The sequence below is a fragment of the Micromonospora sp. WMMD1128 genome (genome assembly GCF_027497235.1).
GTDB lineage: Bacteria > Actinomycetota > Actinomycetes > Mycobacteriales > Micromonosporaceae > Micromonospora.
On the sequence record NZ_CP114902.1, the window covers coordinates 978867 to 991793 of the forward strand.

A 12927-nucleotide genomic window follows, 5' to 3' on the forward strand; every position below is an offset into this window, starting at 1 on the left:
GGTACCCGTGATCCTGGACGATTCCTGGGGTGATTGTCATGACACCCGTTAGGGGGTCGGCCGGTCGGCCGACGCCTGCGACCGGTAGATGCCGATCTCTTCCGGTCGGACGAGGCCGTCCTCAATCGCCCGGGCGAGCAGGGCCGCCTTGGTGGCCGCCGGACGTCCCGCCCGGGTGTACTTGATCCGCGCCCGGTCCACGTACTGCTTGACGGTGTGCTCGCTGATCTGCATCCGGCGTGCCACCGACGCCTTCGACATCGACTGGAACCACAGCAGCAGCGCCTCGCGTTCCTTGTCGGACAGGGCCGGCCGGTCCGGACGGGCGTCGCCGACCATCGCGCCGGCGAGCGCCGGCGGCACGTACGGCCGGTCGTGCGCCGCCGCCAGCACGGTGTCGACGCAGTGTTCCCGCCCCTCGTGCTTGGCCAGGAACGCCACCGCGCCCGCGTCGAGCGCGGCAAGCATGGTCTGCGGGTCGGTGTGCTCGGAGTAGACCACCACCCGCCGCCCGGCCGCGCTCAGCTCGGCCAGCTTGTCCAGCACCATCCGCCCGTGTAAGCGCAGGTCGAGCAGCACCACCTCGGCCTCCGGCGCGTCCCGCAGCACCGCGTCCGGGTCGTCGCCGGTCGCCAGCACCCGCAGCCGCGGCTCGGTGGCCAGCCAGGCGCGCACCCCGTCGATCACCACGGGATGGTCGTCGACGATCGCCACGCCGATCGGGTGCCCGGCGTTCACGTCCGCCGCCAGCGGGTCTGCGTCCATCTGATCTCCCCGTCCCGCTCGTGCAGGTGCTCCACCGGCCCGTCCCCGCCGGGTGGCGCCACCACATCGTCCCCGCCGGGTGGCGCCATCGGATCGTCCGGGCCGTCGTGCTCCGGCGTCACCAGGCTCACCACCACCTCGTCGGGGCCGGCGACCACGGTCAGCCGCGCCCAACCGTGTGCGCCGGCAAGTGCCGCCGTGAGCGGGTCGGCCAGCCCTCGGCGTACGTCGACCGGCAGCTCCGGTGGCGTACCGACCGCGACCAGGTCGATCGGCAGGCCGTTCCGTTCGGCCAGGTCGGCGGCGGCGCGCAACTCGTGCAGCAGCGGGTCGGGCACGTCGTCGGACTCGGCGATCAACCGGCGCAGCCGGGCGGCGGCCAGCACCGCGCGGCGGCGTACCGCCGGGTCGGCCGGGTCGGCGTCGCCGGCCGCGAGCGCGGCGAGCACCTCCTCGGCGGTGCCGCTGACGAGCGCGAGCCGGGCCTGCCGCTCGCCCTGGGCCCGTTCGGCCGCCTCCCGTTCCGCGGCCACGGCAAGCACCGCCGCGGCGGTGCCGGCCCGGTCCCGGGCCAGCGCGGTGAGCGCCGCCGCGCCGGCGAAGACCGCCACCGGCAGCGTGGAGGTGCCGTAGACGTACATGGCGTAGCGGCTCAGGTCGGCCGGCGCGGTCGCCCCGTGCAGCACCACCGCCACCAGCGCGATCGTCGCGTGCGCGGCGAGCAGGGCCAGCAGCCACCGCACCGGTCGCCGCCAGAGCGCCAGCAGGAAGAACCAGGCCAGGCCGCCCCACACCCAGTTGGCGCTGGTGAACAGGAACCGCTCACCGGCCGCCGCGAAGACCGCCGCGTCGACCACCAACAGCACCACGGCCAGCCGCCGGGCCGGGGGCAGTCGGCCGCGCAGCAGGCGTACGCCGGTGGCGACGCCGACAAGCGCGGTCACCAGCCAGCCGACCGCCACCACCGCCGGGGCGGCCATCCCGGGCCCCGCCTCCAGCACCGCCGGCAGCCCGATCACCAGGTGCCAGGCCAGCGCGATGACGACCGCGACGAGCCGCGCGCCCCGGTCCGAGGCGTCCGCCACGGCGCGTGCCTGCGGCGGGGTGACGGCCGCCCCGGAGCGCACCGACGTCGGCGGGCGGGGCCGGGGGAGCAGCGCCGCGCCGGTGGCCGCCGGCGGGGACTCAGTCGCCATCCGACCACTCCAACCGCACCCGGGTGCCGGCACCAGGGGCGGAGGTCACCACCGCCCGGCCGCGTACCGTGGCCATCCGGCCGTGGATCGACTCGCGCAGCCCGTACCGGTGGGCCGGGACCGTGGTCGGGTCGAAGCCGGGACCGTCGTCGACCACCTCGACCACGACGGCGTCGCCCGCGCGGGCCAGGCGCAGCGCGGCGGTGGCGCCCGGCGCGTGCCGGGCCACGTTCGCCAGCGCGGCGGCGGCGCTGTCGGCGAGCGCCGCCGCGGCCTCCGCCGGCAGCCGGCACGGCGGTAGCGTCGCGGTCACCGTCACCTCCGGCAGTCCGGCGAGAACCGTGCGCAGCCGCTCGTCCAGGTCGGCCTCGCCGGCCGCGCCCGCGGTCCGCGCTCCGGCCAGGGCGCTGAGGGTACGCAGGTCCGCAGCGCACCGTTCGCGCAGCGCCGCCGAGGAGCCGGGCACCGCGCCGAGCCCGATCATCGTCAGCGTGCCGAGCACGGTGTCGTGCAGGTCCCGGTTGTGCCGCCGTTCGGCCTCGCGCGCGGTGCGCGCCACCACCGCCTCGTGCGACAACCGCTGGTAGTCGGCGAACGTGGCGTCGCCCCGGCCGATCCAGCGGCGCATCACCGCGGTCATCACCGCCGTGCAGCCGGTCTGCACCAGCAGCGTGCCGGTGTGCGCCCGCGCCTCGACCGCGTTGCCGGCAAGCGTGGCGCCTGTCGCATAGGCGGCGGTGACCAGCAGGCCGGCCGGCACCGACAAGCGGGCCGGGGCGGTGGCCTGCGCGTTGATCACCGTGGTGCTCGCCAGCACCGCGACCCAACTCCCCTCGCCCGGCAGCACCTCCGGCGCGACAAGCCACGGGACGGCGAGCGCGGCGGCGGTGGTCAGGGCCACGTCGCCGGCCACGAGCGCGCCGCCGACGCCGTGCCGGAACGCGCGGACCGCATACCAGCAGGACCACACGGTGAGCGCGACGACGGCCGGGACCAGCAGCGCCACCCGCACCGGCGGCGTCCGCACCGACAGCGCGACCGCCGCGCCGACCAGGCCGCAGGTGAGCCGCAGCAGCGCCGGCAGGGTCGTGAAGATCAGCGTGAACGCGCCGCCCGCCGGACGGTCCAGTGGGGATCGTGGCAGGGTCGTGGCGACAGCCACCGGCATCGGGGAGGTGTCCTTCCGGCAGCGACCCGACCGGGTCCGCACGGCATAGATTGACGCCGGAGAATAGCACGTTTTGTCGGGCCGGTCACCCACGGTGCGCGGCGCGTCGCTCTGCTGTCGCCGAGAAGCGGACGATCAGCATCCGGTTTACGCGCGGCTCGCCAGCCACTCCAGGGCCGACCCGGCGTGCCGGAGCACGGAGATGTGCCCGTCGTCGGGGAAGCGGCGCAACTCGGCCGACGGGCACCGCCCGGCCAGCCACTGCGCGTGCGCCACCGGCGCGATGCCGTCGCGGTCGCCGTGCAGCAGCAGCACCGGCGGCGTGACCCGGGCCGGGTCGAAACCCCACGGCCGCACGTACGCCAGGTCGTCGTCGATCAGCCCGCCGGGGCCGGCCGCGACCGCCGGGCCGACCACGCTGTCGAACCAGGACCACTCGGCGTGCAGCGCGGCCAGGTCGGCGTCGGTGAACCCGGGGTCGTACTCGGCGTCGGAGGACTCGTGCGCCTCCTTCGCCGCGCGCCCCGCGGCGGCGGCGCGCAGCGACGCCACCCCGGACGGCACCATGCCGGCGAACCAGTCCAGCCCGGCCGCGTCGTAGGGCGCCAGCCCCGCGCCGGCCACCACCGCGACCACCCGGTCCGGCAGCAGCGCGCCGCAGGCCAGGGCGTGCGGGCCGCCGCCGGAGTGACCCATCACCGCGAACCGGTCGAGGCCCAGCGCGTCGGCCGCCGCCGCCACGTCGGCCGCCGCCGACGCCACGTCGCGATCCGGCAGCGGGGTGGAGCCGCCGTAGCCGGGGCGGTCGTGCGACACCCAGCGCAGGCCGAGCCGGTCGGCGGCGGCGAACAGCGGCGCGGGCGGGGCGCCGACGTTCGGCGTGCCGTGGTGCCAGAACACGGGCAGCCGACCCGCCCCGCCGGTGTCGTAGACGTGCAGCGTGCGGCCGTCGGGCAGGCGAAGATCGGTCTCGGTCACCATGGCCGGAGACTAGCCGTGGCACCCGACAATCCGGGTGCGGGCTCGGACATCCCGGCGACGGTCTCGGTGCCATAGTGAACGGGGTGACGGACGCGGACGGGGGATGACGATGGTGGAACCGCGGGCCTTCTGGATCGACGAGAACTTCGACCGGGAGCACGGCGCCGGCGGGCGCGGGCGCTACGAGAACGAGGTGCTTCGGCGTACCGCCGAATTTGCCGACACGTGGGGCGACATCGCCCCCGTCGCCTTCGCCGCGACCGCCTGGCGGCTGGCCACCGAGCTGTCACCCGGCTATGTCCGGTGGCACCGGCGGATCGTCTCGGCCACGTGCGCGCCGAGCCCGTGGGACGGCAGCCTGATCTGCACCGTGGCCGTGGTGTCCCGGTGGCCGGCCGAACTCACCTGGACCCGGCAGTGGCAGCGCGACCGGGGCTGGCGGGACTGGCCGCAGTTGTTCGGCCAGTACACGACGCCGACCGAGCAGGACCTGACGCGCAGCCCGCACCTGCGCGCGATGCTCCAGGTCGAGGCGCCGCTCCCGCTCGGGGACCTGCCACCGGCCCCCGACGGGCCGGACGACGCCGTGGCAGCGGCGGCGCGGCGGGCGGTCGTCGTGCTGGCGCGGGAACTCCACGAGCTGCTCGGGCCGGTGATCGGCCAACTGGAGGCCGGCGTGCCGGCGGACAGTGACTGACGGGATGGCTCGCCACCACACCGTGGCCGCCGAACCGACGATGCTTCTCGTCCACAGTCCGCTCCTCACCTCGGCGACCTGGGACGCGCTGCGTCCGTACCTCGAAGCGGCCGGGTGGCGGGTGACGGTCCTGGACCTCCGCCCGTTGGTCGGGTCGCCCTCCTTCCACGCGGCGGCGTGCGCGGCGGCGGCCGGCATCATTCGGGGTACGCCCACGGTCGTCGTCGGCCACAGCCGTGCCGGTCCCTACCTGCCCGGCATCGCCGACGCGGTCGGTGGCGACCGGCTGGACGTCGTCTTCCTGGACGCCCGCCTGCCGCACCCGGGCACGAGCTGGCTGGGGTCGCTGCCGCCGGAGCAGGCCACGTGGCTGCGTGACCTGGCGGTGGCCGGCCGGCTGCCGACGTGGGACACCTGGTTTCCCACCGCCTCCACCGCCGACATCCTGCCCGACCCCGAGCAGCGGCGACGGGTGCTGCGCGACCTGCCCGAGCTGCCGTGGTCGGTGGTCTCCGAGGTGCTGCCCGCGCCGGGTCGGGCGTGGGACGCCGCCCGGCGCAGCTACCTGCGGTTGAGCGCCGGATACCAGTCCACGGCCGAGGAGGCGGCGGAGCGCGGATACCGGGTCCGGAGCGTGGACGCCGACCACCTGGCGATGGTCACCCGGCCCGCGATGGTGGCGGACCTGCTTCTGTCGGCGTTGCGGCCGTAGGCGTCGTCCTCGTGCTGACCGGGCTCGGGGTCGCGATAACCTGCCCGTTGGTCACGCAGTCCTTCTACGGGGATGGGTTCGCTGATGGCGCTGTCGGCGGAAGACAAGTTGGCGATCCACGAGCTGATAGCCCTGCACGGGCATCTCATGGACGCCGGCGAACTCGACAGGATGGACGAGCTGTTCACCGTCGACGTGGTCTACGACCTGACCGCCTTCGGAGCCGGCGAGCTGCACGGCTGTGCGGCCATCAAAGAAGCAGCCCTGGCCCTCGGGGACGGGAATCCGGTGGGCCACCACGTCACGAACGTCTACGTGACCGAAGGCCCGGACGGCACCGTCCGGGCCACGTCGAAAGGGATCGGGGTCACGTCCGACGGATCGGTCGGCAGCGTGGTCTACGAGGACATCGTCCGCCGAGAGGTTGCGGGATGGCGGATCGCCTATCGGAAGGTGACACCCCGGCGGGTGCCGCTGCGACCGTGACGGTTATCGCTTGCGCCGGTCCTTCCCTCGGATCGCGAAGCTCAGTCGCGGGTGCGGTCCTTGACGAACTCGACGAAGGAGCCCCACTGGGCGGCGGGGAAGGTCAGCGACGGGCCGGCGATGTCCTTGCTGTCGCGCACGCCCACGAGGCCCGGAAGGTTGTCGGCAACCTCGACGCAGGCACCCTCGTTCGCGCTGTAGCTGCTCTTGCGCCAGTGAGCCTTGGTCATCTCAGTCATCGTAAGTCTCCTTGATCAGGGCGGCCACGAGATCCTCGGACGCGCGTTCATCCAGGGCAAGGCTCCACAGAGTCTCCCAGACCGAAGAGTACGTCTCTACCTCGCTGGGACGGTCGAGGTAGATACTGCCGGTCAGGGATTCGCTGTAGACGGTGCTGGGCTCTGCGGGACGGGTGCCCTTCGCGGGGAAGTCAAGCATCACGAACGCGCCAGCGACGGACGCGCGGTGCGGGCCTACGGTCCTGGGCAGGACGCGGACTTTGATGTTTGTGGCCTGGGCAGCGTTGACCAGGTAGGCCAACTGGGCCCGCCAGGCTTCCACGTCGCTGATGGGGCGGTGAAGGACGGACTCGTCGACGATTGCTGCGAACTGAGGAGCTGCCGGGCTTTTTCGAGTCAGAAGCTTCTGTCGCTCCATGCGCAGGGCGACCTTTTGGGCCACCTCCGCTGGCGTACGACCGGGTTTAGTCTCGAAGACCGCGGACATGTACTCGGGCGTCTGGATGAGCCCTGGGATCAGATTCGGTTCGTAGTGCCGGACATTGCAGGCCGCTGCTTCCAAGCCGACGTACAGCTCGAACCACGCAGGGACCACTTCACCGTAGGCGTGCCACCAGCCTCGGCTCTTGCTCTCCCTGGCGAGTGAGACGAGGACTTCGGTCAGGTCCGCTGAGGTGCCGTAGAGCTGGCACATCAGGTTCACGTCGTGGGTCCGGAGTGCTGTCTGGCCAGCCTCCAGGCGATACATCTTCGCCCGCGACCACTCCAGCGTCGTCGCCGCAGCCTCCAGATTGATGCCGGCTTCCTCGCGTGCCTGCCTCAGCAGCCGCCCGAGTTGCCGCCGTGGGACGGAAGATCCCGTCTCGGCCATCTGGCCCCCCAATCTCACCTCAGATGCCTGTCTGTCTCATTCCAGCCACCTTGCACGCGCGCATGGCACGCCGTCAATCTTTTCCCTCGAATCGCTGGGTGAGACGTTGCAGATGGGAGCTGCGTGGCCCCACGTTGGCTGCTGGACGAGGTGGCCGACGAATCCCCGGAGGTGCGCGATGCCCCGCTGGAAGTGGTTCCAACGCAGCAACGAACCGGTCGATGTGGTGCAACGACCGATCACGAACGAACGCCCTCGTGTGGCCGACGAGATCGGCAACCGGAACGGCGAGGCCCAAGTCCTGCCGATGGTCCGGCCCGCAGCGAACAAGGCCTCCCAGGTGCGGTCAGGTCGCAGCCAGAAACGTCCTAACGGCGGCGGGTCGTGAAGCCCGACACGCCCTTCCTGGTGGCGCTGTCCTGGGCCATCATCGACTACCACGTCGCGTACACCTGCTCGCGTTGTCGTCCCTACGGCTGGTGTCCGCGCGTCGTCGTCGCACGCGCCCGCATCCGCGCCTGGCGCAAGGTCTGCGACCAGTGGCGACCCTGAAGGCCGGCGACCTGCTGCACATCACGCGAGCTGCCAGCCCTCAGTTCGTGAAGTCGTTCCACTTCCGCGTCATCCGCGTCCTGGACTGGACGACCTTCGACGGCTGGATCTGGCTGGAGGGATACCAGCTCGATGCGCGAGGCGATGCTGTGGCCCGGCGCTCGATCTTCGTGATGCAGAGCGGCTTGACGGCGGTCGAGCGACACCTGTGCGCCCGGCAGGATTCGAACCTGCGGCCTCGGGCTCGGGCTCGGAGGTAGATCGCGGATGGCTGGTCGGAGGGCTTCGCTCCTGGTCAGTTGTCCGTCGATGTCGAGGGCGTCGGCGTCAGCCGGTGATCTGGCTGTACCGACCGCTCTACTCGGCCGGCTCCATGACCTTCGACGGCGCTCGAAGTGTGGCGGGCAGGTCGCCCAGGGTGGCGAAAGCCGGCCCACCCCAGCCCGGATCGGTGTCCTTGTGCTCCGTGGTGCGGAAGACGGTCATACCGACCGCTGCCGCCCCGGCCAACTCGCCATCCGCGCCGTCGCCGACAAAGACGCACTCCGCCGGCTCGACCCCCAGGCGTTCGGCGGCAAGGTGATAGATCGCCGGGTCGGGCTTGGCCAGCCCGACATCGCAGGAGAAGATCGCGACCTCGAACCGCCCGGAGAGCGGACTCTGCGACCATGACTCGGAAGTGTCCGAGGTGGCGTTGCTGATGAGGGCCAGCGGATGCCCGTCGCGGCGTAGCGCGTCGAGCACGTCCAGGGTGGCGGTGGAGACGCTGTCCAGCACTCGGCGTCCGAGGGCTCGCCGGTGCTCACCGGCCCGGGCCACCTGTTCGTTCGTCGGTGTGCCGCCGAGGCGTCCGGCGAGGACGCGGATGGTCTCCTCCACGTCCCACCGGACCAGCCGGTCCCGCCAGCTGGCGTGGTACGCGGCGACCAGTTCGGCCGGAGCCACGTCGACCATGACCGCCATTTCGCCGACCACCCGATCGCGCTCCTCGTCAGCCCCGTGGATCAAGGTATGGAAGAGGTCGAAGATCACCGGTCGAGACATCTCGGCATCCTACTGAGATCGTCACCGCTGTCACCGGGCTTGCCGTCTGTCTGCCGCCGACCCGCACACCGTGAAGCGCCCACAGGACTGGAACGGCCTCGTTACCCTGGTCTGCCCGGCTCTGCGTGGGAGTGGAAAGCCGCTGACCTGTGCTGATGAATGTGCGCCCGGCAGGATTCGAACCTGCGGCCTTGGGATTAGAAGTCCCCTGCTCTATCCGCTGAGCTACGGGCGCGCGTCGACGATCGTCGCGCCAAGAGGGTACCGCCGGCTCCGGCCCGGTCGCGGGTACGGGTCGGCGCGTCCGCGTCGCCCGCCAGCGTCCCACGCCGGGGTTCCGCCCGGCATCTGAGTTCCGGCGGGTCCCGGGCCGGCGGTCACAGCCCGGTCCGTACCCTCGTCGGATGCTGCTCGACCAGGAAACCGAAAACGAGATCGTCTTCGAGCTGTGCCAGCACCTCGGACGGTCGATTCTGCCGCTCGCCGGCTCGGCGCGACCCGGTGCGCCGGCCGGCACAGTCGGTACCGCCTTCTTCTACAGCGAGCTTGTCGGCACCGCCGACGACGGGGAACTCGCGCACGAGTGGCTGCTCACCGCCGACGCGCTGACCGACGGGGAGTACGGGGAGATCGGGCTGCGGCCCAGCGTCACCGAGCCGGCCGAGGGGGCGGACGAGCCGATCGAGCTGCCCGGTTTCGCCGACTACTGGCTGCACCTGCCGGAGCTGGGGGTGGCCGCGATGCCCACCGGCGGGCTGCACGGCTACGCCGACGACCGGGGCTGGCAGTGGCGTACCCAGCAGGTGACCGAGGCGTTGGCCGCGCCGGCCGACGCGGTCGCCCGGATCGGCGCGGCGCCGGGCTCGGCGTTCGTGCTGGCCCTGGGCGTGGGCGGGGACGGGTCGCGGCCGTTGGAGGCGGTGGTCGAGCGGGTCGCCCGGGACGGCGACGGGACGCGGGTCACCACCGAGCTGCCGGCCGGGTACGTGGGCGCGCCGGTGTTCACGGTCGAGGCCGGGCCGGACGGCGCACCGACGCCGCGCTGCCTCGGTGTGCTGCTGCCGGCCCGCGACGGCGCTCATCCAATCGCCACGTTCGACCGGATCCGGTCGGCGCTCGCCGAGGTCTGAAAGGAGGGGGCCCTTGTTAACGCCTCCGGTAGAGAAGGGGCCCCTTCTCACCACCACCGGCGGATGACGGCCGGCAGCGGCCTGCCGCAGAGCGACGCCGCGTCGACCGACGGCGACCCGGCGCCGAGCGACCCGAGATGGTGGCCCGCGCGGCGGCGAAGGGGTGACGGCGGGACTGTCGGCTCAGCCTTCGGCGGTGGCGGTGGCGGTGGCTGGCTCGTCGGCCGGCTGGCGTGAGGCCGGGGGCGTGGGCTGCGGGTCGGTCGGGCCGGCGCGGAGGAAACCCTCCGCCCACCGTCCGACCTCCACGAACACCTTCTCGCGTACGGCGGGACTGGACAGCGTCAGGTCGTGCAGCCCGCCGTCGAAGCGGGCCAGGGTGACGTGCCGGCCGAGCCGGGGCGCCCAGCGCACCATGTGCTCCACGTCGAGCACCGCGTCGGCGCCGGTGGCGCTGTCGTGCCACTTCGTGCCCCGGAAACTGCGGGTGGAGCAGGCCAGCAGCACCGGCACCTCGATGTCGAGCCCGGCCCGCAGCCGGCGCTGACCGGTGCGGATCGCGTCCAGCCAGCCGACCCGGACCGGGAACCCGGCGAGCGGCTTCCACGCCAGGTCGTACCGCCACTCGCCCCGGTGGTCGGCGTGCAGGCTCTCGCCGTACACCGTGCCCAGGCCGAACGGCAGGATGCGTTGCGGCGCCCGACGGCCCAGGCGGGAGACGGCGGCGGCGAGGGGTCGACGGACCAGCCAGGGAGCGTTGATGTCGAAGAAGGGACTGTTCAGCACGATGCCGTCGACCAGGCCGGCCTCGCGGCGGGCGTGCGCCCAGAGCGAGATGATCAGGCCGCCGGTGGAGTGGCCCATGGCGAGCAGCGTCTCGTGTCCCTCGTCGGCGCGGATGATCTCGGCGGCGGCGTCCAGCTCCGGGAAGTAGTCGCTGAGGTCGCGGCAGAAGTTCGGGGTCTGGTGCGGGAGCAGGCTACGGCCATACTTGCGCAGGTCGAGGGCGTAGAAGTCCCAGCCGCGCTCGGCGAAGAAATCGGCCACGTGGGTCTGGAAGAAGTAGTCGACGAAGCCGTGCACGTAGAGCACGGCGCGGCCGGTCGGGCGGTCGGCGCGCCGGCGGACCAGCGTCGCGACCACCGGCCCCTCGTCGTCGGTGCCCAGCTCGATCGTCCGCCGCTCGTAGGGCGCTCCCAGCACGTCCGGTTCCACGACCGCGACGGTACGCCGCCAAGCTACCCGGCGGTAGGGGTGTAAGGAGGGGGCCCTTGTTAACGCATTCGGTAGAGGCGGGGGCCCCGCTTAACACTGACGGTTAAGCGGGGCCCCCGCCTAACACAGGTGAGTCGGCCGCGTGGGACCCCCGCCCGCCGGCACCGTGCGGGCGGGGGCGTACGGGGAACTCAGGCGGTCTCGGCGTCCTGGCGCAGCGCGTCCTCGATCGGGACGGCCGGGGGCTGCTCCGTGGGGCGCAGGTGCTTGTTGTTGCGCGGCTCCTGCCGGGTCTTCGAGTCGTTGAGCTTGCGGCGCAGGTCGTCCCGGACGTCGTTGAGCGCGGCGTGCAGATCCTCCTCGGTCGAGGTGGTGACGATCTTCTGCCGACCGGCGACCCAGCACTCCAGGGTCACCTTCTGGCCCCGGGCCTCGCGGTCCTTGACGGTCACCTCAAGCTCGGTGGCGTCGGCGTGGAAGCTGGCGAGCCGCGCGTCCAGGGTCGCGAACTGCTCGGCGATCCAGTTCCGGTCGCCCTGGGAGAACCCGGCACCGACCCGCAGGCACTCGGCCACGGTCGCGGGGTTCGCCACGGCGCTCATCGCCGGGCCTCGCGGACGTCTCGGAGAAGCATCGGCGCTCCCTTTCTCTCGGTTGATCATTACTTACCCAACCGACCTGAATCCGGAACGCCTCCCGCCGGTCACGATCCGGTACTCCGCCGTCGCCGTATCACACCGGGGCCTTGATCAGGCGGTTGTCCACAAGGCGGTCCTTGTCCACAGGCTCGGGGCCGGCGGGTGGCCCCGGCCGGTCGACTCGGCCCACGCTGACCCGGACAAGCCGATCCCTGGGAGGGGCGATGTTCGATACCTACGTCACGGTCGTCGGCAATGTGCTGACCGCGCCGGAATGGCGCCGGACCAACCAGAGCGGGACGCTGGTGGCCAACTTCAAGGTCGCCTCGACCGCGCGCCGCCTCGACCGCGACAGCGGACGCTGGGTGGACGGCAACAGCCTTCGGGTACGCGTCAACTGCTGGCGACGCCTGGCCGAGGGAGTGGCCGCCTCGGTGGCCCTGGGTGACCCGGTGATCGTCGCCGGCCGCCTCTACACCCGCGACTGGACCGACGAGGCCGGCAACCACCGCACGATCTACGAGCTGGAGGCGATCGCGGTCGGGCACGACCTGTCCCGGGGGCGTTCCCGCTTCCTGCGTAACCAGCCGCGCGCGACCACCAGCACGGTTGAGGACGCCGAGGCGGAGCAGCGGGTGCACGGCGAGCTCACCGAGGCGGTGCCCGACGAGGAGGCGCCCGCCACGCTCGACGACCGTCCGTTCGACGACGACTTCCCGCCGCCGGAGTTCGAGCCGGCGCGGGTCGGCCTCGCCGGCTCGCTCGGCCGGACGGTCGAATTCGACCCGTTCGACGACCAGCCCGGCGGCGTGCGATCCGGTGGCGGCACGCGGCCCGGCGGCCTGACCGGCGACGGGACGGTCCGGTCCGGCGCGTTGGCCGGCGGCGAGGGCATCCGGCTCGGCGGGCGGCTGGGCGTCGGGCCGGACGATGGGCCGGGCATCGGGACGGGCGATGGGCCGGGCATCGGGCCGGGTGACGGGCCGGGTATCGGGACGGGCGATGGGCCGGGCATCGGGACGGGCGAAGGGCTGGGCGTCGGGCCGGGTGACGGGCTGGGTGCCGAGGAGGAGGACGAGCTGGGCGTCGAGACGGGCGACGAGTCGGTCAGCACCGGGGACGACGAGCTGGCCGAGGTGAAGCCGCCCGTCGTCGAGGGGCGTGCGGGTGCGGGGTCGACCGGCGCGGACCCGGGTGCCGAGGGGGCGGTCGGCGGCCGGGCCGCCTCGGGGC

At 72.9% G+C, this 12927-nt stretch carries 16 protein-coding genes, 1 tRNA gene and 1 pseudogene; 8 read left to right on the forward strand and 10 right to left on the reverse strand.

Annotation, left to right across the window (positions count from 1 at the left end; all coding sequences use genetic code 11):
• Positions 1 to 48: 48 nt before the first annotated feature.
• The 4 genes from O7602_RS04765 to O7602_RS04780 all read right to left on the reverse strand — a co-directional run bounded on the left by O7602_RS04765 (position 49) and on the right by O7602_RS04780 (position 4110).
• The gene (locus O7602_RS04765; protein WP_281587008.1) at positions 49 to 765 is read right to left on the reverse strand and encodes a response regulator transcription factor; all 717 of its coding nucleotides are present in this window, start codon (positions 763 to 765) and stop codon (positions 49 to 51) included.
• The gene (locus O7602_RS04770) at positions 735 to 1961 is read right to left on the reverse strand and encodes a hypothetical protein (protein WP_281587009.1); all 1227 of its coding nucleotides are present in this window, start codon (positions 1959 to 1961) and stop codon (positions 735 to 737) included. Before O7602_RS04770 ends, O7602_RS04765 begins: the two co-directional genes overlap by 31 nt.
• The gene (locus O7602_RS04775) at positions 1951 to 3129 is read right to left on the reverse strand and encodes an ATP-binding protein (protein ID WP_281587010.1); all 1179 of its coding nucleotides are present in this window, start codon (positions 3127 to 3129) and stop codon (positions 1951 to 1953) included. Before O7602_RS04775 ends, O7602_RS04770 begins: the two co-directional genes overlap by 11 nt.
• Positions 3130 to 3276: 147 nt before the next feature.
• Positions 3277 to 4110, reverse strand: a complete 834-nt coding sequence (locus O7602_RS04780) for an alpha/beta hydrolase (RefSeq protein WP_281587011.1) — start codon at positions 4108 to 4110, stop codon at positions 3277 to 3279.
• Between the two features lie 103 nt (positions 4111 to 4213).
• Here O7602_RS04780 and O7602_RS04785 point away from each other — a divergent pair, with 103 nt between their 5' ends.
• From O7602_RS04785 to O7602_RS04795, 3 genes are all read left to right on the forward strand, one after another.
• Positions 4214 to 4807: a hypothetical protein gene (locus O7602_RS04785; RefSeq protein ID WP_281587012.1), complete on the forward strand. Its 594-nt coding sequence runs from the start codon at positions 4214 to 4216 to the stop codon at positions 4805 to 4807.
• A gap of 4 nt (positions 4808 to 4811) precedes the next feature.
• Positions 4812 to 5519, forward strand: a complete 708-nt coding sequence (locus tag O7602_RS04790; RefSeq protein ID WP_281587013.1) for an alpha/beta fold hydrolase — start codon at positions 4812 to 4814, stop codon at positions 5517 to 5519.
• 72 nt (positions 5520 to 5591) lie between these two features.
• Positions 5592 to 6005 carry a nuclear transport factor 2 family protein gene (locus O7602_RS04795; RefSeq protein WP_281587014.1) on the forward strand — a complete coding sequence of 138 codons (414 nt, stop codon included), beginning with the start codon at positions 5592 to 5594 and terminating at the stop codon, positions 6003 to 6005.
• Positions 6006 to 6046: 41 nt separating this feature from the next.
• On the opposite strand, the gene O7602_RS04800 is transcribed toward O7602_RS04795, so the two are convergent.
• Both O7602_RS04800 and O7602_RS04805 read right to left on the reverse strand, forming a co-directional pair.
• Positions 6047 to 6244 carry a DUF397 domain-containing protein gene (locus O7602_RS04800; protein ID WP_281587015.1) on the reverse strand — a complete coding sequence of 66 codons (198 nt, stop codon included), beginning with the start codon at positions 6242 to 6244 and terminating at the stop codon, positions 6047 to 6049.
• Positions 6237 to 7115, reverse strand: coding sequence for a helix-turn-helix transcriptional regulator (locus O7602_RS04805; protein WP_281587016.1), 879 nt, complete (start codon positions 7113 to 7115; stop codon positions 6237 to 6239). The genes O7602_RS04800 and O7602_RS04805 overlap by 8 nt, the downstream gene beginning before the upstream one ends.
• A gap of 178 nt (positions 7116 to 7293) precedes the next feature.
• Between O7602_RS04805 and O7602_RS04810 the strand changes: the two genes are divergently transcribed.
• Genes O7602_RS04810 through O7602_RS04820 form a run of 3 tightly spaced genes read left to right on the forward strand, consistent with a single transcriptional unit; the run spans position 7294 to position 7927 of the window.
• Positions 7294 to 7503, forward strand: coding sequence for a hypothetical protein (locus O7602_RS04810; RefSeq protein WP_281587017.1), 210 nt, complete (start codon positions 7294 to 7296; stop codon positions 7501 to 7503).
• Positions 7500 to 7667 (forward strand): hypothetical protein, encoded by a 168-nt coding sequence (locus O7602_RS04815; protein ID WP_281587018.1) that lies wholly within the window; start codon positions 7500 to 7502, stop codon positions 7665 to 7667. Before O7602_RS04810 ends, O7602_RS04815 begins: the two co-directional genes overlap by 4 nt.
• Positions 7655 to 7927, forward strand: coding sequence for a hypothetical protein (locus tag O7602_RS04820; RefSeq protein ID WP_281587019.1), 273 nt, complete (start codon positions 7655 to 7657; stop codon positions 7925 to 7927). Before O7602_RS04815 ends, O7602_RS04820 begins: the two co-directional genes overlap by 13 nt.
• A 97-nt stretch (positions 7928 to 8024) precedes the next feature.
• On the opposite strand, the gene O7602_RS04825 is transcribed toward O7602_RS04820, so the two are convergent.
• Both O7602_RS04825 and O7602_RS04830 read right to left on the reverse strand, forming a co-directional pair.
• A complete protein-coding gene (locus O7602_RS04825) occupies positions 8025 to 8711 on the reverse strand; it encodes an HAD-IA family hydrolase (protein ID WP_281587020.1) in 687 nt (228 codons plus the stop codon).
• A 162-nt stretch (positions 8712 to 8873) separates the two neighbouring features.
• Positions 8874 to 8946, reverse strand: a tRNA-Arg gene (locus tag O7602_RS04830).
• Between the two features lie 169 nt (positions 8947 to 9115).
• Between O7602_RS04830 and O7602_RS04835 the strand changes: the two genes are divergently transcribed.
• Positions 9116 to 9841, forward strand: coding sequence for a hypothetical protein (locus O7602_RS04835; protein ID WP_281587021.1), 726 nt, complete (start codon positions 9116 to 9118; stop codon positions 9839 to 9841).
• 183 nt (positions 9842 to 10024) lie between these two features.
• Here the strand turns inward: O7602_RS04835 and O7602_RS04840 are convergent, their stop codons facing one another.
• Both O7602_RS04840 and O7602_RS04845 read right to left on the reverse strand, forming a co-directional pair.
• On the reverse strand, positions 10025 to 11056 hold the full coding sequence (locus O7602_RS04840; protein WP_281587022.1) for an alpha/beta hydrolase: 1032 nt from the start codon (positions 11054 to 11056) through the stop codon (positions 10025 to 10027).
• A 191-nt stretch (positions 11057 to 11247) separates the two neighbouring features.
• A complete protein-coding gene (locus O7602_RS04845) occupies positions 11248 to 11658 on the reverse strand; it encodes an HPF/RaiA family ribosome-associated protein (protein WP_281587023.1) in 411 nt (136 codons plus the stop codon).
• A gap of 260 nt (positions 11659 to 11918) precedes the next feature.
• Here O7602_RS04845 and ssb point away from each other — a divergent pair.
• Positions 11919 to 12353: pseudogene (ssb, locus tag O7602_RS04850) on the forward strand (single-stranded DNA-binding protein); the annotation flags it as partial.
• Between the last annotated feature and the right edge of the window lie 574 nt (positions 12354 to 12927).

What these genes read in the sequence shown, in the direction of transcription:
- O7602_RS04790 (WP_281587013.1), top strand. Translation starts at nt 4,812, where the DNA reads ATGGCTCGCCACCACACCGTGGCCGCCGAACCGACGATGCTTCTCGTC.
- O7602_RS04780 (WP_281587011.1), bottom strand. Translation starts at nt 4,110, where the DNA reads ATGGTGACCGAGACCGATCTTCGCCTGCCCGACGGCCGCACGCTGCAC.
- O7602_RS04825 (WP_281587020.1), bottom strand. Translation starts at nt 8,711, where the DNA reads ATGTCTCGACCGGTGATCTTCGACCTCTTCCATACCTTGATCCACGGG.
- O7602_RS04795 (WP_281587014.1), top strand. Translation starts at nt 5,592, where the DNA reads ATGGGTTCGCTGATGGCGCTGTCGGCGGAAGACAAGTTGGCGATCCAC.
- O7602_RS04800 (WP_281587015.1), bottom strand. Translation starts at nt 6,244, where the DNA reads ATGACTGAGATGACCAAGGCTCACTGGCGCAAGAGCAGCTACAGCGCG.
- O7602_RS04810 (WP_281587017.1), top strand. Translation starts at nt 7,294, where the DNA reads ATGCCCCGCTGGAAGTGGTTCCAACGCAGCAACGAACCGGTCGATGTG.
- O7602_RS04765 (WP_281587008.1), bottom strand. Translation starts at nt 765, where the DNA reads ATGGACGCAGACCCGCTGGCGGCGGACGTGAACGCCGGGCACCCGATC.
- O7602_RS04785 (WP_281587012.1), top strand. Translation starts at nt 4,214, where the DNA reads ATGACGATGGTGGAACCGCGGGCCTTCTGGATCGACGAGAACTTCGAC.
- O7602_RS04775 (WP_281587010.1), bottom strand. Translation starts at nt 3,129, where the DNA reads ATGCCGGTGGCTGTCGCCACGACCCTGCCACGATCCCCACTGGACCGT.
- O7602_RS04845 (WP_281587023.1), bottom strand. Translation starts at nt 11,658, where the DNA reads ATGAGCGCCGTGGCGAACCCCGCGACCGTGGCCGAGTGCCTGCGGGTC.
- O7602_RS04770 (WP_281587009.1), bottom strand. Translation starts at nt 1,961, where the DNA reads ATGGCGACTGAGTCCCCGCCGGCGGCCACCGGCGCGGCGCTGCTCCCC.
- O7602_RS04835 (WP_281587021.1), top strand. Translation starts at nt 9,116, where the DNA reads ATGCTGCTCGACCAGGAAACCGAAAACGAGATCGTCTTCGAGCTGTGC.
- O7602_RS04805 (WP_281587016.1), bottom strand. Translation starts at nt 7,115, where the DNA reads ATGGCCGAGACGGGATCTTCCGTCCCACGGCGGCAACTCGGGCGGCTG.